21 protein-coding genes are annotated in these 24,729 nt (G+C 43.1%); 1 reads left to right on the forward strand and 20 read right to left on the reverse strand.

Going from position 1 to position 24,729, the window contains the following annotated elements:
- Positions 1–28 precede the first annotated feature (28 nt).
- The 18 genes from ENI34_08165 to gap all read right to left on the reverse strand — a co-directional run bounded on the left by ENI34_08165 (position 29) and on the right by gap (position 19,152).
- Complete coding sequence (locus ENI34_08165; protein HEC79097.1) at positions 29–622, reverse strand: sigma-70 family RNA polymerase sigma factor; 594 nt, start codon at positions 620–622, stop codon at positions 29–31.
- Between the two features lie 69 nt (positions 623–691).
- Entirely contained in the window at positions 692–1,438 is a 747-nt protein-coding gene (locus tag ENI34_08170; protein HEC79098.1) for a DUF4412 domain-containing protein, read from the reverse strand.
- 43 nt (positions 1,439–1,481) lie between these two features.
- Positions 1,482–3,089, reverse strand: a complete 1,608-nt coding sequence (locus ENI34_08175) for a hypothetical protein (protein HEC79099.1) — start codon at positions 3,087–3,089, stop codon at positions 1,482–1,484.
- A 124-nt stretch (positions 3,090–3,213) separates the two neighbouring features.
- The gene (locus tag ENI34_08180) at positions 3,214–3,462 is read right to left on the reverse strand and encodes a 50S ribosomal protein L27 (GenBank protein HEC79100.1); all 249 of its coding nucleotides are present in this window, start codon (positions 3,460–3,462) and stop codon (positions 3,214–3,216) included.
- 9 nt (positions 3,463–3,471) lie between these two features.
- A complete protein-coding gene (gene rplU, locus ENI34_08185; protein ID HEC79101.1) occupies positions 3,472–3,783 on the reverse strand; it encodes a 50S ribosomal protein L21 in 312 nt (103 codons plus the stop codon).
- Positions 3,783–4,148, reverse strand: coding sequence for a preprotein translocase subunit SecG (gene secG / locus ENI34_08190; GenBank protein ID HEC79102.1), 366 nt, complete (start codon positions 4,146–4,148; stop codon positions 3,783–3,785). The genes rplU and secG overlap by 1 nt, the downstream gene beginning before the upstream one ends.
- Before the next feature lie 99 nt (positions 4,149–4,247).
- Complete coding sequence (locus ENI34_08195; protein HEC79103.1) at positions 4,248–4,802, reverse strand: M48 family peptidase; 555 nt, start codon at positions 4,800–4,802, stop codon at positions 4,248–4,250.
- Positions 4,783–7,890: an HsdR family type I site-specific deoxyribonuclease gene (locus ENI34_08200; protein HEC79104.1), complete on the reverse strand. Its 3,108-nt coding sequence runs from the start codon at positions 7,888–7,890 to the stop codon at positions 4,783–4,785. The genes ENI34_08195 and ENI34_08200 overlap by 20 nt, the downstream gene beginning before the upstream one ends.
- Before the next feature lie 60 nt (positions 7,891–7,950).
- Positions 7,951–8,745, reverse strand: a complete 795-nt coding sequence (locus ENI34_08205; GenBank protein ID HEC79105.1) for a HEPN domain-containing protein — start codon at positions 8,743–8,745, stop codon at positions 7,951–7,953.
- Positions 8,742–9,932, reverse strand: coding sequence for a restriction endonuclease subunit S (locus tag ENI34_08210; protein HEC79106.1), 1,191 nt, complete (start codon positions 9,930–9,932; stop codon positions 8,742–8,744). The genes ENI34_08205 and ENI34_08210 overlap by 4 nt, the downstream gene beginning before the upstream one ends.
- The gene (locus tag ENI34_08215) at positions 9,905–10,282 is read right to left on the reverse strand and encodes a four helix bundle protein (GenBank protein HEC79107.1); all 378 of its coding nucleotides are present in this window, start codon (positions 10,280–10,282) and stop codon (positions 9,905–9,907) included. The genes ENI34_08210 and ENI34_08215 overlap by 28 nt, the downstream gene beginning before the upstream one ends.
- A gap of 109 nt (positions 10,283–10,391) precedes the next feature.
- Positions 10,392–12,152 (reverse strand): hypothetical protein, encoded by a 1,761-nt coding sequence (locus ENI34_08220; protein HEC79108.1) that lies wholly within the window; start codon positions 12,150–12,152, stop codon positions 10,392–10,394.
- Positions 12,149–13,003, reverse strand: a complete 855-nt coding sequence (locus ENI34_08225; protein HEC79109.1) for a hypothetical protein — start codon at positions 13,001–13,003, stop codon at positions 12,149–12,151. The genes ENI34_08220 and ENI34_08225 overlap by 4 nt, the downstream gene beginning before the upstream one ends.
- A 213-nt stretch (positions 13,004–13,216) precedes the next feature.
- The gene (locus tag ENI34_08230; GenBank protein ID HEC79110.1) at positions 13,217–14,254 is read right to left on the reverse strand and encodes a Fic family protein; all 1,038 of its coding nucleotides are present in this window, start codon (positions 14,252–14,254) and stop codon (positions 13,217–13,219) included.
- A gap of 80 nt (positions 14,255–14,334) precedes the next feature.
- On the reverse strand, positions 14,335–16,104 hold the full coding sequence (locus ENI34_08235) for an SAM-dependent DNA methyltransferase (protein ID HEC79111.1): 1,770 nt from the start codon (positions 16,102–16,104) through the stop codon (positions 14,335–14,337).
- A gap of 131 nt (positions 16,105–16,235) precedes the next feature.
- The gene (locus ENI34_08240; protein HEC79112.1) at positions 16,236–16,961 is read right to left on the reverse strand and encodes a triose-phosphate isomerase; all 726 of its coding nucleotides are present in this window, start codon (positions 16,959–16,961) and stop codon (positions 16,236–16,238) included.
- Between the two features lie 2 nt (positions 16,962–16,963).
- Positions 16,964–18,145: a phosphoglycerate kinase gene (locus ENI34_08245; protein HEC79113.1), complete on the reverse strand. Its 1,182-nt coding sequence runs from the start codon at positions 18,143–18,145 to the stop codon at positions 16,964–16,966.
- On the reverse strand, positions 18,145–19,152 hold the full coding sequence (gene gap / locus ENI34_08250; protein HEC79114.1) for a type I glyceraldehyde-3-phosphate dehydrogenase: 1,008 nt from the start codon (positions 19,150–19,152) through the stop codon (positions 18,145–18,147). The genes ENI34_08245 and gap overlap by 1 nt, the downstream gene beginning before the upstream one ends.
- Positions 19,153–19,251: 99 nt before the next feature.
- On the opposite strand from gap, the gene murJ reads away from it, so the two are divergent.
- Positions 19,252–20,814: a murein biosynthesis integral membrane protein MurJ gene (murJ, locus tag ENI34_08255; GenBank protein ID HEC79115.1), complete on the forward strand. Its 1,563-nt coding sequence runs from the start codon at positions 19,252–19,254 to the stop codon at positions 20,812–20,814.
- 64 nt (positions 20,815–20,878) lie between these two features.
- Here the strand turns inward: murJ and ENI34_08260 are convergent, their stop codons facing one another.
- Both ENI34_08260 and ENI34_08265 read right to left on the reverse strand, forming a co-directional pair.
- Complete coding sequence (locus ENI34_08260; protein ID HEC79116.1) at positions 20,879–23,731, reverse strand: T9SS type A sorting domain-containing protein; 2,853 nt, start codon at positions 23,729–23,731, stop codon at positions 20,879–20,881.
- A gap of 182 nt (positions 23,732–23,913) precedes the next feature.
- On the reverse strand, positions 23,914–24,714 hold the full coding sequence (locus ENI34_08265; GenBank protein HEC79117.1) for a T9SS type A sorting domain-containing protein: 801 nt from the start codon (positions 24,712–24,714) through the stop codon (positions 23,914–23,916).
- Between the last annotated feature and the right edge of the window lie 15 nt (positions 24,715–24,729).

A 24,729-nucleotide genomic window follows, 5' to 3' on the forward strand; every position in this document is an offset into this window, starting at 1 on the left:
CTTAAAAGTTCTGCAGAAAAATTACACTTCATCTCTCCTGCACCCCCAGTGTTTCAAAAATTTCCCTCAGTTTCCGACGTGCGCGGGAAAGACGGGACATCACTGTACCCCTTGGAATCTTAAGCAATCTGCTTATCTCTTCATAGGAAAAACTCTCTTCGACACGAAGGATTAGAATGGTTCTGTATTCTTCCGGCAATTTCGCCATCGCCGTGGTAATCTTCTCTTTTAAAATCTTTTCACGTGTCATTGCAACCGGATTTCCCTTTTTCGCCGTCAAAGAATATTCGATTTTATCTATCGACTGCATTTTATCGCGCCTCTCTTTCTTTAAAAAATTTATTGCATTGTTCACGGCAATGCGGCACAGCCAGGCATAAAATGATCTTCCCGTCTCAAATCTTTTAATCGCTCTGAATGCCCTGATAAAAGCCTCCTCAACCAAATCTTCGGCATCATCCCGATTAAAGACCATTCGATACATCACCTTGTAAAGCGGCAGTTTGTATCGTTCGACCAGAGGGTTGAATGCTTCAATATCTCCTTTTTTAACCCGCTCGATCAGAATCTCATCACTTTCTACACTATTATACACAAAATCACCTTTTTTATTCCCAGACAAGGAGAAATGCGCTGCCGCTCACTCTGTTTTAAAGGAAATCCGCCCGCCTTCATTGGATAAAGAACGGTTCTATTCTTCTTTTTTTAAGGTATAACCTGCGGGTATCTCGAAGACCCGCGGGTGGATCGAAATCGTATCAATCTTTGTTATGGTATTGGTGACAGAGAAGGTTACAGAACCCATACTCATGGAAATATCCGTTTCAAGAGGAAAACCTTCGATTTCATTCAACTTCTGCTGAAAGGCATGATAGGCTTTTTTATCAGCCGTAAGGCTGGAAGAACTCATGGTAACACCAAGTGCCGTGACCTTTTCAGTGAAACAGCTGAGTTCTTCATACCCCGGCACATCCGTCGTCACCCAGAGGGTCTGGGTCAAACTCAAATCTCCGCCGTCGGCGTCCAGAGACATGGAGAGCGTCACTTCTTCACATTCTTTTTGCAGAATGACCTTTTTATTGCCGGTCTTTTCCACCTTGATCTCCGGCAACTTTACGGCCTCACTATCCCCTGCCGAAGCCGGGATGTCTGCCGTCTCGTTGATCACGGTCTCTGAATATTCTTTATGTTCATCGTCGAGCACCCATATAACACCTTTATCAAGACGCATAATAACGGCATCAGGAACGCCGTGGATTGCAGTATCGATGGGAGTAATCTCGGTTCTTGACATATCACCTTTTATGAAAACACGGACATTCGAATTACTATCACCCATCCCCATCATTCCCCTGGTGACCGTCGACATCTCATAGACAACATCACCGTAAGAAAGAACAACAAAAATTATTAAAAACAGTCCCGCCGTCTTCTTCATCAATTACCTCCTCTAAAGGATTATACCACAAACCCGAAGAATGTCAATGAAGAACCACTACTTTTCTCTCCGCTACTTCTTTTTCACCGTCGAAGATCCGGATGAAATAAACACCGGGTCTGTCGAGTACAACTCTTGCACCATTTGCGGCGCTTATGAACCTGCCTGAAGCGTCGAATATCCGGAAAGAGATATCATCGAGGTCAGACTCAATGAAAAAGACACCTCTGTTTACAGTCGGGAATCTGATCTCTTTTTTAATATCTCTGTTCACCAGCTCGTCGCTTGAACCGGCATACCGATTGAAGAAAAGAAAATTCCCTCTGGCGGCATGCCAGTTCGTTACAAGTAAATCAAGGTCTTTTGAATATGTATAGTCGACGAACAACGTCTCTTCCTGGGCAAAGAGGTCGGCGACCGAGATCCAGCCGTCTGTATAAGAAAAACAGTACTCATCACGACTCAGCTCACCACTGGTTCTTCTTATACGACTGACATTCTTTATCCAGCGGTTATTGAGATAAAAAACCCTCTTTGCCGCATCCACGATATGTATTTCATCAAACACCTGGGACGGCAGGGTGTTGTCGATATCTCCGAAACAGATATTTTCACAGACGAGTTCATACGGATTTGAAGGCAGCCATTCCCAGGAAGGTGTCTGGGGATATGTACCTCCGTTGTTCTCAAAGACCTTAACCGATTCCCACCATCCACCGGCTGCAAGATCGAGGTCACCATCATAATCCACGTCGCCCAGCGCCACGCAGGAATAGTAGGTCAGGTTCTGACTCGTCCAGGACGGCGTCGAATCAAGGGTTGTGCCGTTGTTCAAATAAAGTTCACAATTACTCGCTCCGCCGGTCTGCCCGTTGTTTGCACAGACCATATCCAGATCACCGTCAGAGTCGACGTCTCCAAAGGCGAGTTTTATCGTCCCCAAGGAACCGGCTGAACTCCAGTAAGGCGATGATTCCAGCATTCCGCCGTCGTTTCTGTAAATCAAATTTTTTCTATGCATACCCGCCAGTGCAAGATCAAGGTCGCCGTCGTTGTCGATATCCACCCAGGCTGCATCATAAAAATAGGATTCTATGTTTGATTCCCATACCGGCAGGGTATCAAGTACGCCGTTTGAATTGAGATAGACCTTCGCCTTTTGCAGACTGTCTCCGTAATCTTCGCCGCAGGCGACCGCGAGATCGAGATCACCGTCACCGTCCATATCTCCGAAGGCGCAGCCGAATGAATTATCCAGATCATGAGGTCTCCAGGATGAATTAGCCTGATATGTTCCTGCCTGATTGTAATAGAACTTGTCATACTGAGGTGTATAAGGGTCTCCGTAATTGGCGACCGCGAGATCGGGATAACCGTCGTAATTTATATCACCGACCGAAATATGGGCGTTGTAGCCGACATCAGAGGAACTCCAGGAAGCGACCGTTTCCAAAGAATCACCGAGATTGTAATAGACCCGGTTCGGATCCTGCGCCATGTCGTTTCCGTTTCCAGTGACAAAATCTATATCTCCGTCCAGATCAATATCAACGAGTGCGCCACCTGTTGTATAATCATTGTCAATGGACTCCCAGTCCGGTTGAGCCGGGTAAGGAATCTGAAGGAACAAACAGAAAACAAGAATGGTCATATCTCTCTCCTTTCATTGTTGAAATTGAATATATACAATTATGATTCGATTTAATGGAAAGTCAAGGAAAAATGTAGTAAACCTCAACGAAAAAATCTCTCAGGGAATAAAAGGAAAAGAGAGATTAAATTACGGAAACTATTCTTCTGCCGCCTTTTGTATAACCGAATTTCACTCTGCCGTCGGTCAGGGCGTAAAGGGTATAATCACTTCCCATACCGACGTTCAGACCGGGGTGAATGCGGGTACCGCGCTGACGTATGATTATAGTCCCGGCGTTTACGAGTTGACCTGCAAATCTCTTCACCCCTAATCTCTTACCTGCAGAATCACGGCCGTTCTTTGATGCGCCTACACCTTTTTTATGTGCCATATCTTACTCCTACTTTTTTATTTCAGTGATTTCAACCTCACTGAAGTCCTGACGATGGCCCCTTTTCCGTCGATATTTCTTTCTGCGTCTGAACTTGAAGACAATGACCTTGGGCGACCTTCCGACCTTTCTGACGACACCCTTCACCCTGGCTCCCTTGATATAGGGCTGACCGAATTCGGTCTTTCCGTTATCCTTTATCATCAGAACATTATCAAACTCCACGGTCTCCCCTTCTGACGCAATCCGCGCCGGGATGAGGATCTTCTCTCCTTTACTCACCAGATACTGGTAGCCGCTTGTCTTGATAACCGCAAACATCAATTTCCACCTCCAGCCGGTTCTTCGGGAATGACCGGCTGTTCCTGCTGGGGAATGGCCGGTGCTCCCTGTTCAGGCATAACTGGTACGGGCATTTCCTGTAAACCTTTTTCTATCGCGCTCGTCGGCCTTGCCCGACGTGAAAGCAACACGAGGGTAAGCGAAGTGATAAAAAATCCTATCGCCAATCCCGCGGTCAATTTGACAAAGAAGGGAGTCGCTCCTTTTCCGCCGAAAAGCACGTCTGAACCGCCTCCTCCGCCGAAAACACTCGACATACCACCGCCTCTTGTCTGCTGCATCAGAACCACAATGATCAGCAACACACAGACGATCACATGTAAAATCTGAATCACCGCGTACATATCTTCTCCTTGATTAAAAACATCGTGCTAATTATAGCCATTTTATAGAAATTGTCAAGCATTGATAAGCTGCAATTTCAGGAGCTAATTCCATTACCATTATTCGGTCAGTTTTTCCATTTTGCTGTTATGCAACCTGAACCAATAAGAAAATAGTGATTTCTCATATCGTGGGTAGTCGGGATATTTTTTAGATATCACCTTCCAGAAGTTTTCATTATGATGTCTTTCAAGAAGGTGGGTAACTTCGTGATAGATTATGTATTTGATTAGACGCTCAGGTAAAAACTTCATTAGCGTATTGAGGGTCAGATTTCTCTTTTTGCTGAAACTTGCCCATTTAGTTTTCATTGGTCTAAAGAAAACGCCATTTATTTTAACTCTCAACTCACCTGCAGAATCCATTGCTAATAGTTTAGCAAGACTTCGGAACTCGTCCATACTTCGCTTTATAATCTTCTTGTTTTTTGAATCTTTGAGGCAAGCCTTGATGAATCTTGTTTTCCTATCTATCCACTGGCGGTGTTTTGATACCAATACTTCAGGTTTATAATTATAGGGCAGAATCAATTCTAAACTTCCAGTTTTAAATTCCAACCTCGGATATTTTATACCTCGATAGCGAGTTTTATATTTAATCTCCCCTGGTGCCATAATTTTCGACCCTTTCAACTATTCTATTATATAGATAATCTATCTCTTCCAGACTTAGATTATATTCACTCTTGAATCTTCGAATATACCGTCTAATCTTACGCGCAATTTTTTTCCTTGCAGTAACCTGATTTATCCAGCCCGGAAACATATCCTCTTTAATTTCCTCCATCAGTTCCTTTACCTTTACAACCAATGTTTTATCTTTTCTCAATGACTCTTCAAATGTCAGCAGGATTGAATATTCAAGATTAGAAAAACCAAACTCTCGTTGCCTCTGCTTCAGATTTTTTATTTCAGTAATTATTATAGAACCTTCAGCGTAGATTTTCTCATAATCTTTGGTCTTCTCCCGCCACAGTTCAACCAATCGCTCCACCCGTTCTGCCAGGGATTCATAAACTGGATCTTTATACTTCTCCACCAAGACAAATCTCTGTAAAGTAAAGAGAATGTTTGCCGCCTTTTCTTCTTTTGTCTTAACCGCCTCTTCAAGTTTCTCTAAAAACTTTTCATCAAAGGTGATGATTGGAAGGCTGCGTTCTAACTTCTCTATCTCAGTCGATTTATGGATGTATTTAATTGTCTTGTCATAATATTTCTGCACTAACGGTTCAATACTCGGCTTTCTGATAACCACCTTCATATAATAGGTGTAGATTGCTGAAAGCCATTTATAGGCATTTAAATATTCAAGTTTGGTTTCGCTGAGCCCAAGGATTTCAAATATATTCCTTAACCGACGATATTTACCAGCAAATTCCTCTTCGACCTCAGGCCTGGTCGTAATAATTTCAATAGCATTGTGCAGGGTTTTACGATCGTAATTTAAAAAGCACTCACCAAACAGCCCTTTAAGTTCATTGATGAGGGCAATAAACTCTTTATTTATACTCGCAAAGTCACATAATGCATACTCAATATCCTTGGTGCTATACATCTCAAGTGCCCTCTTGAATTCCTTGAGTATACCAACATAGTCAATAATAATTCCGGCTTCTTTAAGACCCTTATAGGGTCTATTGGTTCTGGCTATTGCCTGCAGTAATCTATGCTCTTTCAGTGGTTTATCAAGATACATAACCTGTAATATCGGTGCATCAAAACCGGTGAGAAGCATATTGGTGACGATTAAAATTTTTGGCTTTTCTTCCTCTTTAAATTTATTGATTTTTTCCTTCACGATATCACGAAATTCCTTCCACCCGTATTTTTCCCGTGTCTCCCTGACATATTCTACAACCTCTACCCTTTTACTCTGCGGTGTCAATACAACCTCATAATAGTCCTCAGGGAAATATTTACTCAGTTCTTTTTCATATTGAACGCAGGCAGCACGGCTTCCCGTCACAACCATCGCCTTGAATCTGCCATCAACATTCTTCTTAAAATGTTCGGCGATATCTTCAGCAATTTTTTTTATTCGTTCCGGATTCTCAAGAAAAAGATTTATGACATTGAGTCTTCTCTTCAATCCATCCTCAACGATCGATTTCATATCCTCAGGTATTTCTTCCTGTTCAATTTCCAGGAAAGCATTAAGCATATCTTTCTTCAAATGTAAATGCTCAAGCCTTGGTTGATAAGCAATCTTTACTGTGAAGCCATCCCGAATTGAATCGGTTATAAAATATCGGTCAAGGTAAAATTCTTTCTTATCCGGATAACTGAATTCCAGATAGGTATCCTTACCGCGTTTTGAAATTGGTGTTCCGGTAAAAGCAAAAAAGAAAGCATTCTTAAGGATCCCTTTCATCTGGGCGGCAAGAATACCATATTGAGTTCGATGTCCCTCATCAATAAACGCAATTACATTGTGTCGGTTTACTATGGTCTCTTTATCTCCGACTTGTATTTCAATGTACTGCTGCAGGTCTTTCAACTCTTCAGGACGGAATTTATGGATAAGGGTAACAAAAATCCCGCGCTTACCCCGATAATCATCAAAACTAAGGACATCTTTCAATTCTTCAATTGAACCGATAATCTCAGGCTCGGTTATATCAAGCGAATAGAATTCCGTGTATAGTTGGTCTTCGAGTTCCAGCCGATCAACGATAAAGAATATCGACGGATTCTCAAGTTCTTTAGCATAAAACAGCTTATTTGCAGCAAAGATCATTGTCAGGGTCTTGCCGCTACCCTGCCAGTGCCAGATTAAACCACGATTTTTCGACCCCCCAGACCCCCTTGACCCTCTCGACTCTATTGACCCTTTAGACTCTCTCGACCCTTCTGACCCTCTCGACTCTATTGACCCCTTAGACTCTCCCGACCCTATAGACTCCAAGACCCTATTGACTATCTTATTCGCTGCCCGATACTGCATATATCGTGTGATCACCTTGGTCGATTCACCATACTCCACCCGGTAAAAGAGGAAATTTCTGATAATATCGAGTAATCTATCTCTTAATAACATCTCAATCGTTGAATCGATTGAATCTTTGTTCTCCTCTCGCCATTCAGTAACCTTTATCTGCTCTATATTCAACCAGGGAATAATCGGAAAATATTTGGCTTTACTTTCAACCGCAATACCTATCTGAATATATTTATATAATTCAGGAACATTATTCTCATAATCTTTAATCTGTTTATAGGCATCAAACCACGAACCACCGGGTCGGGTTGGATCCTTACATTCAATATTCACCAAGGGAATGCCATTAATATACAATATAATATCGGTTCTAATATGCTCTTTTCCATAATAATAAACCTGTCTGGTTATAATAAATTCATTATTTTCAATTTTTTCATAATCAAAAATTTTTATATATTTAACGACCTTATCCTTTTCAAACTTAACTGGAACACCAAATTTATAAAAATCCAAAATTTTCTTTGCCCCTTCGATACCGGTTCCGGTTAATTTCAACTCATTCACAACCTTATTGACCTCTTCATCTTCGACATTCAAATCTTCATTTATCCTGACCAGTGCCTTTATAAGATTGGAAATTAGAAGCGGCTCTTCATAACTCTCCCGGTCCAATTCATCAGCAGGAACAAACCACCAGCCTTTTTCCTGAAGCCGTTTGATTATATAATCTTCGACAAGAGATTTTTCGTCGAATTTAGCCATTTCTTACCCCATCATTATGAGTGCAATGTAGCGAACTTTTATAGGAAGATATAAGCATTCTTACACCTGCCCCTCAATGTTATCTATCTCCTTATACATAGTAAAAAAATCTCCTAAACGGCCAATTACAAAATCACAAATTTCTGTTACCTCACCGAATGATTTTACTAAAGAATGATCAAATTTGTATAAGTCTAATGGGTTTGATGTTTCGGTAGGATACCTTGTATCTTGTACACAACTTGCCGGGAGGATGAGTATTAGAAAAGTTAAAGGGCCTAAAGCATTAGCAATATTATGTAAATACTTATTAAGTGTCGAACACATTGTATCAATTTGGTTTGAATACCCTACAAATTTTTGTTTCAAGAATTTCTCTATAGAGGAAATAAACGCTTCTGTTTCATGATCACTTTTTGATAAAAACTGTGGATTACGGATTTGATTAACAATTTTTTTAAGATATGTTCGGAGCACAAATGTCGACAAGCCCTTAATTTTCCCAACTCGAAGATATAACTTTTCATATCTCTTTACTTGGACCATAAAATCATTAGGATTTTGTTGAAAAACACCAGATATCGTGTCCGAAGTCGATACTCCGCTTTTTTCCTCAAATGTTTTGACGAATTGTTTAATTGATACAACAAAAACCATAAATGGTTTATGTCCAACTTTATTCTTTAAAATATCAAGGGAAAAATCAGAGTCTATTGATCCAAATGCCTTCATCATTTTTTCAACAGATTGCTGAAGGAAAAATATTGCCTGCGGATATAATCGAGCCTCATATAAACACTTTGCCGCTTTTAAATCTGTTTTGGCAATTTCTAAGAAAATTTCAGTATTCTTCATACTTTCACCCTCCTTCTTCCTGTCAAAAGGTCATTCATCAGACCTTTCTTAATTTTTTCAAACTTTTGTTTCTTATTTTTCAGCACTTCCAGCCGTTCATCAACCGTCCCCAAAATTTCTGCAATCTGCTTCTGCTCGGTAAGAGGTGGGAGGGGAAGATAAATCTGCCGCAGATATTCTTGATTCAGCTTTCTTCTCGTTGAACCCACTATGTATGGGCGCAGATCCTGAAAATTTAGCATATAAAATAGAAATTTATTTATAGTCTGATTATCTTTAGCTTTAATAATATGCGCATGGTTATTTACCCAAAATTTTCCATTCATAAGATAACATGAATTCTCAAATTTACCATAAGCCCCACCATCCTCAGCGATCAATAAAAATTCACCATCAAAAATATAGTCATCTATATAATCCATAATGCCGTTAGCACCGCAATAAGGGTATTTACCTTTTCTCTTTGCTCTTTCCATTTCACTTAGAGGAATTCTTTTACTATCATGGACTTCAATCAATTCGCCTAATGTTGAATATACCCACTCCTTCGGTATCCTTCCTATCTCGGTATCTTTAAATTCCTTATGTCCGATTCCTTTTGTCAAAAGATCCTGCATCAACCCTTTTTTCAACCTTTCCGTTTTCTTAATCGCCTCATTCACCTTCTCAATCGCCTCATCAACAGTACTCAGAATCTCCGCAATCTTTTTCTGCTCGGTAAGAGGGGGGAGAAAAACTTGAAGATTTTCGATTTGAGATTTCGAGATTTCGGAAAAGGTAGAACCAGTCCCCAAAGATTTCATCTTATTTACTTTTGTAAGCAATTGGTAGCTCAGATAGAAGTTATCGATTTCATTCTGGTTCCTAATAATTAACCCTTTACAGCCCTGGTTAAAGGCCATAGCATCTTCCAATATTGCTATGTATCCAATTGGAGCTCTCGAAGAAACTATAATTGATCCTTTTGGCATTACTTTTAAAGAAAAGTCAGTCACAGCTTGCTCGGTTATTTTTCGTTCAGTGTCTTTAATAGTCATCTTTCCGCCTAACTTACTTAAGTCTGTCGGAGTAACCCATTTAATTAACCCATCTTCCCAGTAGTCTTTAACTTTTGTGCTGGGTGTCGTACCTGTCTCTACGTTACAAATTTTGCCAATGCTTACTTTTTTCCAATCTTTGCGTTCCATCTCCTGCTCCTTGCTGTTTGTCTTGAAGAAGAAAAAATGGCAGTCAATTCATTGGCTTCATTTATTAAATCTAACACAATTTTTCTCTCTGCTAAGTTTGATTCCAAGGTTAATTCCAACCAATAAAGTGATTCATCTGATTCTTCTTCGACTATACTTATTTTTGAAATAAAGTGGGCATGAGACTGAGCACGACAAGCTGATCGATAGTTTGCTCCAACCGATGTTGCAGACTTTAGAAGTTGCCGTCCAATAATATCGCCAGTTTTTGTCTTCGGGAACTTTTCAACCAGTTTTATAACGTTTAAAGCAAACTTTTTCGTCCGTTTTTTTAATTCTTCCGCATCCATTTTTCAATCCGCCAATCTAAAATCACACAATTTCAAATGCAACTCCCATCCTTTTGGGATTTTACCAGTCTCGATTTGCTTAAATTCTTTCTTCATTTCCTTGTCTCCATCATTGCCACAGCGGTATAGTTTTTAAATAACCATCATAGTCCGTTCGAGCTTTTTGGAGTTTTTCGATGGAACCATCAAAAAATCCTGCTTCGAGTAATCCATCAGATAATCCTCGTTTAAAGAAATCATCAATCGCATCCAAATTGACACTTTCTCCGACTTCTGTATAGCGCAAGAGGAAACAACCAAAGGGTGGTTTAAAAATGGCAGGTACAGTACTATAAATTAGTCCTAATAAGTATTCAAAAATATCGAAAATTTCTTGATACTTATCATCATCCGGCAAATATTTAAGTAAAAATTCTCTAAGTACATTAGAAATATGCTCGTGTTCAGGTGTGTCTCTACGCTCCACATTGGGTAAGGGAACCCATTTGTAAGTATCACGATTAAAGATATTTCTAATATGAAATTTCCTTAGCAATGGGTAGTACTTACCATTGTAGTCTTTATATCTTCCCTCAAGTAGACCAGCCGCTAAATATTTGTAGTGCTTTCTCGCTAAGGCAGATATTCCAGTAGAATATATCAGCAACAACGCAGGATAGAGTTCAAGACCATGAAACTTCTGTTTATACGACTGATAAGGTTGCTTGCTGAGCCTCTCTAATGTGGAAGTCAATAAATAAGCATATTTCTCCTTCTCATCATAATAAGAAAGGGCACACATTGATGCAATCAGAATTGATGAAACAGATTCGTATTGTTTTAATCTCCTCTGGAAATTTTCCTTCGTTGCATCTATTGTAGTATCAAACTTATCAGATGATATTTCTGAGTAAAGTTTTTCAACTTCGTTATTAATCTGATCTTGTAATTCAATACCATATTTATTTTCGCTCAAGTATTTTTTCATTCTTTCGACAGCAATCTCGATTGAAAATGGGTGCGGTTCTTCAATCTTTTGCAATGCCGCAATTTTTTCTTTCAGTTCAGTAAAAAATCTATCAGCGTCTTCAATATGGATTTTTGTTGCTCTTCGATGTTTTATAATATCTTCAGCTTCTGTGGTTAAGCTATTTCTATATGCCCAATAAGTAGTAAACCGCCGCGACGGGCACCTTAAAATTGCTCCTCTCAATGCTGTATCCCACTGTCCAGACCAACCGCAAACAATAAGACCAAATTCATCTAAAATTCTATCAAGTAATTCGTTCATTTTTTTCGAGTAGTGTGCGAGCTCTTGGGATGTATTTTTAATTCGTGTATCTTTATAATCACCATGGAGCTTAATTATCATACATTTGGAATGAATTAAAGGAACTATTCCTTTAAGTGTATCTTCATTATATATAACATCCGGTATGACGCCTTCTTTTTCCAAAGCTTGTTCAAGAAGGCGATCAAAGTTGGTTGTTAAAATCACCCTGATATATCCTTGATTGACAAGCGAGGCAATTGCGATATGGGCTTTAGTGGGTACTTTGATTTCACTATCAATTTCCTCCTGAGAAGGTTCAAAATACGCATTTAACAAAGCCTTCCGTTCGTGTTGAGTTTTTGCCAAGAACTCTAATAATTCTGAATAATCAGGTTCTTTACCAAAACTCTCAATATACCACTTTTCCGGGTCTTCAGGCTCAACATCGTGCAATTTAGCCGTCTTTCTGATTAAATCCAGGGTTACCTCCCAACCCGTAGGTATCCGGGCAGTTCTGGAGACCCCAGAGCCTATAAGTAATGCATAAACACCAGGATTATGGTATATAGAGAAAACCAAATTAAGCATAGGATCATCTAATCTGGGGTAAGATTTCATTCTTCTACCCTCCTTTCAAAAGATAGCTTCTCTATCACATAATTCACAAACGCAGAGCAGGTAATGAGCATATATCTGGCTTCAGGTTCACCACAGCTTAGTGGTTCTTTATTTTTAGTATGTCTAATCCCCGGATCATCCGATGTCCAACCGTATAATTTCCTGAAACCCTCTGCTAAAGCAGGATGTACTTTTAACTCTTTAATAAGTTTACCAAACTTACCTTCTTTTCCGAGAACAATCTGGACTAATACATCCACTGCACTGATTGATTCTTTTATCGAGTTTTCATAATCAGGATTTTTTCTGTCTGACCATTTAACCAATGCCTTGGATAGATGTTTTCGAACGGGTTCGAATTTGTCGGGAATGTTGAGAGCCTTTTCGATTTCTTTAATTTCTTCTTCATTCTCTCTCTTCGATGGACATATTCGATTATTTATTATTGTATATTGCATTCTTTCCATCTTAAGTAGGTTCAAAATATCTTTCTTAAGATGTCGCATTTTTTTTCTATCAGAGTGATTTTTCAAAATAAATTCTATATAATCGTAGATCTCAAACCATTTAAGTTTTGAAGAAGCTTTACATACTTTATCTATGATGCGGCGTGACTTAATGTTATCAACCTCGAAGAGGCTACCATTGAAAAAATCAGTCCATACATATTTTGCAAAACGTAGCGCAGGTGAATCTGCAAAGTGGTTATCTATGAAGAAATCATCAAGAATTTCTTTATATAAATATTCATAAATCAAATTTAATATTTTATTTTTTGTCGACAACGGCATTTCGTCTTTCTTCAACATCTTAATTTTTTTATAGCCGTAGCGTTCGGAAAAAAGCGTCATATCACCCTCCTTAATAAGATTTCATCCTTTATATACCTGTTAAATGTCATTATCATAGGTAGCAAGATGTTCCTACAGACTATGGCTAAAGGGGGATTCATTATTTTGCCTGTCCATTGCCCCGCCCTTCGAGGAGACAGGAATTTTAATGCCTGAAATCCACGATCGGACCAAGCTAATCGTGAAGCTAATCGTGAAGCTAATCGTGAAGCGCTAAGCCAGTTCATAATGTACACTCCTGCCTTTACCAACAGACTTTAAGACCCCTAACTTCAGCAATCTGTTGATTTCATCCAGGGCGGCTCGATTCGATATTTTAAACATCCCACGCACATCTCTGTTTGTAATCTTTCCATTTTGATTAATAAACTCCACAATCCTCATCTGCCTCTCGGTCAGGGCGATCTGTCCTCGCTTTGCCTTGCGTAACCTTTCACTGCTGAGTCGAATTACCCTTTCCTTCACTGCCTGGACACTTATATAAACTCCCTCTGTAAAGTATTCGAGCCATTTCGTTAAATCAAGGGTCGATTGATTAACACTCTGTAGAGCCGCGTAATATGCCGGCCGATCCGAATCATAATAGTCATCAAGAGCGAAAAATTGTTTGGTATCAAAACCCCGTTTATAAAGAATCCAGGTCGCCAGCACTCTCGCAGTCCTGCCGTTACCATCAATAAACGGATGGATTCTCACAAATTCATAATGGACAATACCCGCTTCAACAACCGGTTCAATTTCATTGGCCTCTTTTGAATTCATCCAATCAACCAGCTCCTTGATCAACCCCGGAACATCTTTATTCGGCGGCGGTCGAAAATAGACCTCACCGGTCACCGGATTCCCCACCACAACATAGCGGGTACGAAACGCTCCACAGTCTTCTTTATGCTCAAGCGTCCCTTTTGTAACCAGGCGGTGAATTCTTAAAATATCCTTTACAGTAGGATTATCCCCAGAGATAAGACGCTCAAGATTTTTTAGCACCGCCAGGTAATTTAAAACCTCTTGCTTATCCTTTCTGGTAGCGGTTATCTTCCTGCCCCGGGCGAGTTTACTCACCTGTTCCAGATTCAATCTATTGCCCTCGATATGGGTCGAAGAATGGGCACTTCGGATTATCGCTTCGCGTCTCAGGGCAACCTCCCATCTGGGAATCAAGGGCGAGTTCAGAACCACCTCTCGAGCCGCAGAGATTTTTGTGAGGAGATTAACAATCTTGTGGGTGTATCTGAAGTTCGGCTTGAACATTACTTCACCTTCCATCACAGACCCGGGCAGACAGACATTGAGGAAGGGGGATTGTCAAAATTCCTCGTAATAACTTTATCCTATTCATATTTCAATTCCTTAAGATATTCGGCAATTTTCTGATCAATTCTGGCAATCTCTTTATCAATAGTTTTCAATTCCTTCCATTCCTTTGCAATATCAATCTCTTCAATCTCCTCTTCGGGATAGACATAGAGGGTGACATTGAGGTTGTAATCATTGTCTTCAATTTCATCTTTTTCAACAATCCTTGAAAATCCCTTCTCTTCTGAAAATTCTTTGTAAGCCCTGACAACCTTCTCGCGATTTTTCTCTCCTAAACGATTCAGTTTACGAACCTCAGGATGTTTTTCAAACTCCTGCGAGGCATTGATGAAAAGAATTTTATTCTTTCTTTGCCTGGGTTTTTTCTTATTAAAAATAAGAACTGCACCCGGAGCACCGGTATTATAAAAGAGTTTTTCAGGTAAAAGAATAACTGATTCTAACAGGTCATCATCAATAACCCCTTTTCTGATTGCCTTTTCTTTTCCACCCCGAAAAAGGCAACCATTATCAATTACAATACCAACCTTACCGCCGGTATCATCGGCAGATGCCAGCATATGCTGTATCCAGGCCCAGTCTGCGGACTGTCTTGGCGTGAAACCGTATCCAAACCGCTCCTGCCAGAACTCACCTTTTTTCAACTCCTCTTCGTTATACCCGTCCTGATTCCAGGGTGGATTGGCAATCACGATATCGAATTTCTTTAGGTGTGACCCTTCTTTAGTTTTGGGAAAGCGGAGAGTATCGCCAAGATATAGATTGGCATTTCTGATGTCGTGGATATAAAGATTCATCTTGGCAAGGGCAAGAGTTTTATAATTCGCCTCCTGTCCATATAGAAAAAGCTTATCTGCTGCATCTTTTCCTGATTGTCTTTTGACATACTGATACGATAAGATAAGCATACCAGCTGAGCCTACGGCTGGATCATAGATTGATTGCTTTGGTTTGGGGCTGAGAATTTTTACAATTAGTTCGATCACCTCTCTCGGGGTATAGACTTCACCCTCCTTTGCCTTCTGCGGGGCAAAATATCTGAGAATCCACTCATAGGCATCACCAAGGATATCCGGTGAGACATTATGAAGGGATTGGGCGCTGAAAAGTTCTACCAGCTGTCTCAAAATCTCGGCATTTTCCCGATTGCTCGTAAACTGAACAAAATCAACATTTTCGAAGATGTCCCGGACATCTGGATTTCTTTCTCCAAACACCTTCATTGCCCTGGAAAAATTTTCCGCAATCCGGGCCGGATCCTTTCTTATTTCATCCCAGAGAAATTCATCAGGAATATCAAAATCATGGTATGCTGCATCCTTCGCCTCTTTTCTGGCTTCTTCCGGTGATAGTCCGTCATCAACTGCCTTCTTGTATTCCAGTTCATACTCCATCTTCCATTTGTCACAGATTCGTTTATAGAAAAGAAGAACCAGGATAAAGGTATAATCGACCCTGGTCCTGATCAGATCAGCTGCCTTCTTAAGGAACGCCTCGAGTTCGCCCCTGCTTAAATGTTTCTTTCTATTTAAAAGGAGAGTTTGAGACAGGAGTTCATCCCTTCCTTTGAGTTGATACAACCTTTTTCTTGCATCCGCAGGGTCAGGCCGGGCAATGAGCCAGCCAGATTTGCGCAACTCAGCAAGAACAACATTTACCTGATCTTCTCCATCCTTAAATTTCTCCTTAAGAACCCGGGCTGCATCCGAAGTTCGAAAAGTTCGACCCTGAAATGCCTGCCATAGTTCGTCGTATCTCTTTTCAATCCATTTAGGTAATTTCATAAACCTCCTCAAATAAATAAGTAAAATTAATTTAACTTATTCTATAATATTATATTAAAACAAGTATAAATGTCAAGGGGTAATTTTGTTGGGGAGTAAATGACTAATTGGTGTTTCTATATCTGGTCCGTTTATGTCGAGAAATTTACTATCCGGGCGAAACTCTCCGGTTTCAGGCTTGCGCCGCCGACAAGTACTCCGTCGATCTCTTTTTCCATCATTAAGGTATCGACATTTTCCGGCTTGACACTGCCGCCGTAGAGAATCGTACTCTGTTTCTTTAGATGGGATCTTATAAAACCATGCACCTCAACGACCTGCGCCGGCGTCGCGGTCTTGCCCGTACCGATCGCCCATACAGGTTCATAAGCGAAAATTATCTTATGCACCTCGTTTTCAATATCCTTGAGCCCTTTATTCAGTTGTTGAAGAATCACTTCCCTGGTTCTGCCCGCGGCACGTTCTTCTTCGGTCTCACCGACGCAGAATATCGAAATCAATCCGATCTCCAGCGCCGTCTTCAATTTTCTGTTGAGCATCTCATCGGTCTCACCCATTATGTGCCGCCGTTCCGAGTGTCCGATCAGCACGTATTCACACCCCAGTTCTTTGAGAAAAAGACCGGAGATCTCACCGGTATAGGCACCGCTCCTTTCCCAGTGCATATTCTGGGCGCCGAGTTTAACAAAACTGTTTCTGATAATTTCCGCAACGTGAGGGAGTGATGTGAAAGGCGGAATGATGATGACTTCACGCCCCTTCACCTCACCGATGAGTTCCAGAATCTTTTGAACAAGCACCCTTGATTCAGCAGGATTCTTGTTCATCTTCCAGTTACCGGCAATAATCGGTTCCATTGTTATTTGTCCTTTAATATCTTGATGCCCGGCAGCTCCTTGCCTTCTAAATACTCGAGTGAAGCACCGCCGCCGGTTGAAGCATGACTTACCCTGTCAAGAAGATTATATTTCGACAAGGCGGCGACCGTATCACCACCGCCCACAATAGAGATTGCACCCTGGTCGGTCGCCTCTGCGACCGCCCGGGCAACGGCTTCTGTACCTTTGCTGAAATCATCGATCTCAAATATTCCCATCGGTCCGTTCCACACAATGGTCTTTGATTTTTTTATTAAGGCGGAAATCTCTGATATGGATGCATCTCCGATATCAACACCTGTATAATCGTCGGGTATCGACGATGCGGCTACAATCCTGGTCTGCGCTCCGGGTTCTGGTCGCTCAGCGACCAGAACATCGATCGGCAGATAGAGTTTCGAATTGTCCGTAATTGCTTTCGCTTCATCAATAAAGGATTCCTCACACAGAGACTTTCCGATTCCATATCCTTTAGCCCGATAAAAAGTAAAACACATACCGCCGCCGATTACGATATTATCAACCGTCCTCAATAGATGTTTTATAACACCGATCTTTGTGCTGACCTTTGCACCGCCGATGATTCCGAGCAGGGGTCTCTGGGGATTCTTGAGGGTATCTTCAAAATAGGCGATCTCTTTTTCCATAAGAAAACCACATGCCGGCTCGTCAAAATAAGAAGCGACCCCGACCACTGAGGCGTGCGCGCGGTGAGCCGTTCCAAAGGCATCGTTCACATAAAGATCAGCCAAAGAAGCCAGTTCCCTGGAAAAATCCGGGTCATTCTTCTTCTCTTCAGGATGAAATCTTGTGTTCTCAAGGAGCAGGATATCACCGCGTTTCAATCCCGCCGCGATCTTTTTCACCTCTTCACCCACGCAGTCCTTTACAAAGATGACCTTTCGGTTCAGCAGCTTCACAAGCCGTTCAGCGACCGGAGTCAAACTCAATTCCGGCACCACCCTGCCCTTAGGTCGTCCGAGATGGCTCGCCAGGACAGGAATCCCGCCGTGTTCCAGAATATATTTTATGGTGGGCAACGCCGCCCTGATCCTCGTGTCATCGGTGATATGTCCTTCTTTGTCCAACGGGACATTGAAGTCTACGCGCACAAAGACCTTTTTGCCCTCCAGGGGCAGATCTCTCACCGACAGCTTCGCCATTATTCTCTCCCGATCACATATTCGAGCAGATCAACCATTCTTGCGGAGTACCCCCATTCATTATCATACCAGCTGAAGACCTTCACGAAATTTCCATTGACCTTTGTAAGTTCGGCGTCAAAGATTGAAGAATACGGGTTTCCGATGAAGTCGGAAGAGACCAAGGGCTCCTCGCAATAATAGAGATAGCCCTTCAGCTTTCCTGCAGCGGCTTCTTTGAACGCCGCATTCACCTGCTCGCGCGTCGTCTCTTTCTCAACCTCAACGACGAAATCAACGATTGAAACATCCGCAGTCGGCACACGTAAAGCAACCGCATCCACCTTACCCTTCAACTCGGGAAAGAGTCCGATGATCGCCTTTGCGGCGCCGGTCGAAGTGGGGATCATCGACAGAGCAGCGGCACGCGCCCGACGTAAATCCTTATGGGGAAGGTCGAGAATACGCTGGTCATTCGTGTAAGAATGGACCGTCGTCATAAATCCACGACGGATTCCGAAATTATCCTGTAACACCTTGACCAGAGGAGCAAAGCAGTTTGTCGTACAGGAAGCATTGGAAAAGATGACATCCTTTGCAGGATCGTATGTCTCTTCGTTTACACCCATAACAAACGCCGGAATCTTCGGCTCTCCTTTACCCGGTGCTGAAAGCATCACCTTCTTCGCGCCGGCTTTGATGTGTAAGGATGCCTTCTCATACTCTCTGAATCTTCCTGAAGATTCAATTACATAATCAATACCCAATTCTTTCCAGGGAAGTTTTGAAGGGTCTTTTTCAGAAAAAATCTTATATTCTCTGCCGTCGACGACAATCGCGCTGTTCTGTACCTTCACATCGGCATTAAATGCTCTGTGAACAGAATCGTATTTTAATAAATGGGCCAATGTCTTTGCATCGGTGATATCATTGATTGCAACTATATCAAATTTTTCATTTTTATATCCTATTCTGAAAACCAGCCTGCCGATTCTTCCAAAACCGTTAATTGCGACCTTTTTCTTCATAGAACCTCCTTCATCGAATCTAATTATAGTCAAATTTCCATAATAGTCAACGGTCACCCATTAACATTGACACAATTTTCAATTTCTGTATAATTGACAATGGCTGATATTGCAAAGGGAGTGAGGGCGTTCACCGTCGGAACGGCTGTCAGCCGTGTCCTCGGTCTGATCAGGGAATCGGTCTTTGCTTATCTTTTTGGTGCGGGAATGGCGACCGACGCATTCAACGCCGCATTCCGCATTCCCAACCTCTTCAGGGATCTTTTTGCGGAGACCGCACTCTCCGCCGCTTTCATTCCGGTATTAACCGAAGAAAAGCAGAAGGGAAAAGAACAGCAGAATCTTCTTGCCAGCAATGTCTTCAATATCTTACTCATTACTGCTGGAATTGTTGTTGTCGCAGGAATAATCTTTTCTCCTTATATCGTCAGAATCGTCGCCTTTGGCTTCGGTTCGATCCCTGATAAAATAGATTTGACGGCGCGGCTCACCGCAGTGATCTTTCCGTTCCTGCTCTTCATCGCCTTTGCCGCCTGGGCAATGGGTTATCTCAATACCGAACAGGAATTTTTTGTACCATCACTGGCACCCGCCTTCTTCAATATCTTTTCAATCGCGGTTCCGGTCATCCTCTTCAGTTATCTGGTCAACCAGGGGGTTGAACCGATCTTCGGAATGGCGATAGGGGTCCTGCTCGGCGGCCTGATGCAATTCTCTGTTCAACTGCCGATGCTGTTTAAAAAAGGATTTCATTATCGATTCCATCTGAGTTTCACCGACCCGAATATTAAAAGGATATTCAAACTCTTTTTACCGGTGGCGATCGGACTGGCGGCGTCCCGTATAAATGTCACGGTGGACACGATCTTGATCTCGCTGCTCCAGGAACGAAGTATGACCTGGCTCAATTATGCCTTCAGAATCATGCATCTGCCCCTGGGCCTCTTCGGTATCGCCGTGGGAACCGTCGCTCTGCCGACACTGTCTCAGTGTGTCGCTGCTGAAGACCATACCGCAGTGAAAGAAACATTCTTCGACTCGCTGAAATTGGTCTTCTTCCTCACGGTATACGCCGGAATCATCATCGCCTTTTTGTCATATCCGATCACGAAAATAATCTATGAAAGGGGTAAATTTACACCCTTTGACACCTGGGCCACGACCCAGGCTTTGATTCTCTATGTGATCGGGATTCCCTTTATCGCGGGGATACGTAATGTCGCGGCGGTCTTCTATGCCTACAAAGACGCCAGAACTCCGATGTATGCAAGTTTTGCCGCGGTCGGAGTCAATATCATCCTGAATCTCATCCTGATGCGATTCATCGGTTTCAGGGCATTTCCCCTTTCCACCACGATCTCTTCTTTCTTGAATCTTTCCATCCTGTTCTACTTCTTGCCTGGAAAGATCGGCGGATTTAAAACAGCACCTTTGATAAAGTATTTTATCTTCCTGCTCATCGCCTCGGGTGCAGCCGGTTTTCTAAGTCTGGGCCTGAATAAGTATCTGACGACCATCATCGGTCTTTCTTTCGCCGGTCAGGCAGTCACCCTGCTGTTGAGTGTAGTATCTTCTTTTATTCTCTTCTATCTTATCTGCCTTATGCTGGGGGTCAAAGAGGTAAAAGACTATATAAGAAGACTCACAAGTATGAAAAAATAACAGGGCTGTCCCGACTTTTGACAATCATCAAAAACCGATCCAGCCCTGTCTGTTCTATTCTCGATTACTTCAGCCAGATTACCTTCGCGGTCTGTGTTCTACTGCCGCTCTCGATCTTAACAAAATAGACACCCGTAGCACAGTTCTTCAAACTGAACGAGAATTCACCTGCCCCCTGAACCGTACCGTAATCCATATCCTGAACAAGGCGGCCGCCGGCGTCATAAACAGAGACACGCACCGGTGTCTTTGCATTGAAGTTATATGAAAGTGTATAGGAATTACCCCGTGAGATTCTCGGATAGAGTGCGATATCTGACACAGAGGCGTCTGCGGGTTTTTCCGCCACGCCGGGCCAGTTCCAGTAGCGGTTGTAGGCGGTATCCGCATTAGCCTGTAAATCCGCTAAATTGTCACCACCAACAATCGCAAACGCCGCCACCGCCGAACCACCAGGCGCCAATGTAAACGGACCCGCTGAATTACACGTCGACCAATCATACGCACGATTCGACGAAGGATTCTGAATCGTACCATCCATAAACTTTATCTGGATGCTGTCCTGTAATCCACTGTTCGGATACACATATAAATCATGATCAATCAACGCCAAATTCGCCGCCGGCGTCGAACGCGGCGGATCCAGTATCGCCACCCCGACATACGGCGTCGTCTCATACATCCACGTCAAATTACGCGCCACCTCTGATGAACCCTGATTGTTCGAATAATTGCCAATATCCCAATCCACAAAAATCGCCGCATATAAATCACTCAACGTCGACGAACCCTCGTTGATCATCGAAAACTTCATAATCACAAAATCATTCGCCGTCGCATCATCCCAGGCCCAGGAATACTGCAAACACAAAAGCCCCTGAGGCGTAGGATGGCCTGAATCATCATAACGCGCCGTCGCATACTCATCGAAGTTGTTCGGACCGGGCTCGTACATCTGCACTTTGCCGTCGGGATTGGTCGTGGTCTCCCAGTCAGTGTCGTCCTGTTGGTTCACCTCATAATAGCGGTCCACCACATAATTGGCGTCCGTACCTGCGGCGAACGATGCATAGTAGAGATGATTGGAACCGGTTATCGGATACCAGAAGCCACTACCCTGAACACCGGCGCTGGACATAAAGCCGATCGCACCGTAGCGGGTCACGGTCAGCTTGACATTGCCGCAGTCATGCGTGGCATAGTCCTGGCCCGGATTTCCCACGGTGAGGCTGAAACTCCTTGTCCAGGAACTCTCGGCACAGACGATGTAGAGGTCGAATGCAATCTGATGGCCCACCGGGCATGAAGCAGAAACACTGACATCAAAGGGATCAGAACTGTTGTTCGCGGAATCTCCTGCAGCAATGGTTCCATAGTTGGTCGTTGAATCTGTGACCGTCACATAAGAATCACTGGTACGCAGCGTGGCCTGGGTGTTCGTCGCCGCCTCGCTTCCTGTATTCCTGATGTAGCAGACGATCCCCGCATCTTCACCGGGATCAAGGATGCCGTTGCCGTTACCGCCGACCACTTCAGTATGACTGAGAACAAGATTCGGATTATTCCCCTGTGGTATGGCCTGAAGTGCGGCATAGACATTCAATCTGCCCCAGCCGTAATTATTATTCGGATAAGAACCGCCCTGTGCAGGGTGATCCGCATTATCGAGCAGAATGTTATACAGAGTCCTGTAATCCAGACTCGGATTCTTCTGAAGACAGATCGCGACTGCGCCGGTGACATGAGGGCATGCCATCGAGGTACCGCTCATCTGACCGTAACCACCACCAGGCAGAGATGAACGAACACTCTGTCCAGGTGCTGCAATATCGGGTTTGATCAAATCCCAATCAGGCCTCTCCCAGTACGTGGTATCATTCCAGGGATACTGGTCAGGAGCAGGACCACGGCTTGAATAGTAGTACATATTGTCATTACTGTCAGTACCACCTACACCGGTGACGATCGGAAAATTACCCGGGGTGCCGGCAGTGCCTGAACCAGGGCCGCTGTTACCGATTGAAAAAACCGGATAGATGCCGAGATTACGCCAGTTTTCGCAATCATTCCAGTATTCTGTCGATGTCGTGGCACTCGACCCCCAGGAATTTCCTACGACGACTGCATTCTGACCTGCAAACCACTGGAAACAGTTATGTATCCAGGTCGCCTGTCCAGAACCACTTGAATTAAATGCCTTTGCACATATAAAGTTTGCACCCGGTGCAACCCCGATATCATTGGTGAATGAACCGTTGCCGTCACCGCCGCATGTCGTTCCCATTGTGTGGGTTCCATGACCATGGTCGTCATAAGGAGTACTCTGTCCGTTGACCGCATCATACCAGCCGCCTGTAATCCATTTTCCGGCAAGTGCAGGATGGTTCACATCAACGCCGGTATCCATATTACCCACAATGATTCCGTTGCCATCATATCCATCGTTCCAGCATTGAGGTGCACTTACTATAGAAATGTTCCATTCGGGTGTTCTTACACCGCCGCCGTTATCTTCTTTTTCGATCTTTACGTCGTCAATGGTGATGACGAAATCGTCAATCACATAATCAACATCCTCACGTGCCGCAACCGTCTCGATAATGTCTCTTGTCGCCTTAAAGGTTAAACCGTTGAAAATCCACCAGGTGTTCAAATCCGTGATCTTATCGCCGAGACCTTCAAGGTAGTTCAGCAGGTCGGCCTGCTCTGTTTCTGCAAGGCTCTGCAGGTAAAGAATCTTTTCGGCCTTTGTTGCATTCTCAGATATCATAGACCAATCCGCCTGTTTCTTCATATGAACAATGACCTGAATCGCCTCATTATTCTCCAAGGTGTTCAACTTCTCTGCCAGCTGCGGATGAATGACACCTGCAACGGCGACTGACAGAGTAATGATTAAAGTAAGTATATATTTCATCCCTTCTCTCCTTTCCTTATTTTATGTTGTCCAGCTGGATCAATATATTATCCTTCGTTCTCATCACCTCCTTTCCGTAATACCGACATCTTGTCGGCATTTCATATATACAATATATACTATTCATATGAACAGGGGTACGAAGGAATAAATCAGCCCTGCGCACCCCTGATAAAGCAACTCTATTTAATGAGAATCGCTTTTTGTGTGCGGGAGTAGTCGTCGGTCTCAAAACGGACAAAATAGACACCCGCAGGCACACGACGACCCAGATCATCACGACCATCCCACAACGCCGTGTAATACCCGGGCGCCGCCGCACCACGCACCACTGTCCGCACCAAACGACCAACCGCGTCATAAACACATAAACTCACATCCGCACTCGACGCCAACTGATACTCAATCGTCAAACGCTTGACCACCGGATTCGGATAGACCACTCCCATCATCGTACGTAACGGCAAATCACCACCACCAAGCTCCTCAACACCAGGATTGAGAATGATCCCGAAAAACTTCATGATCGAATCAACCAATGCACGACGCGTCGAAGGCGGAGTACCATCAGTCAACCCACCAAGCTCAAACGATAAACCTACGGTCCGGTACGTAACCGCATCATTCGCAACCCCGCAATCATAACTGTTGTCCGTATCACGGAAGATCAAAAACCCGGTACTGGTCGGCGAAATATGGTCCATCCAGTTGTTCTCACCACCATAACTGAAGTTCATCCCGACTGTAAATGTACCGGTCTGCCCGGCAACCGGACCACAATCTCCTGAACCGTCAGCCGTCGCATTGATCCCGAAAAGCGGACCAAAATCATAACCACCACTGTACAACGGATCATAATACCAGACATCACCGCCTTCCAAGTACATCCGACCACCCTGATTCTGCAGATAATCGGCAAGCGCCGCCGCCTCAGGACTACCACTGCTGATAATGTAGTTGTTCGAATAGATCCCCACAAACACCAATACCGCCTGATA

Source organism: candidate division WOR-3 bacterium, from assembly GCA_011052815.1.
Taxonomy (GTDB): Bacteria; Hydrothermota; Tepidihabitantia; order SM23-42; family SM23-42; genus DRIG01.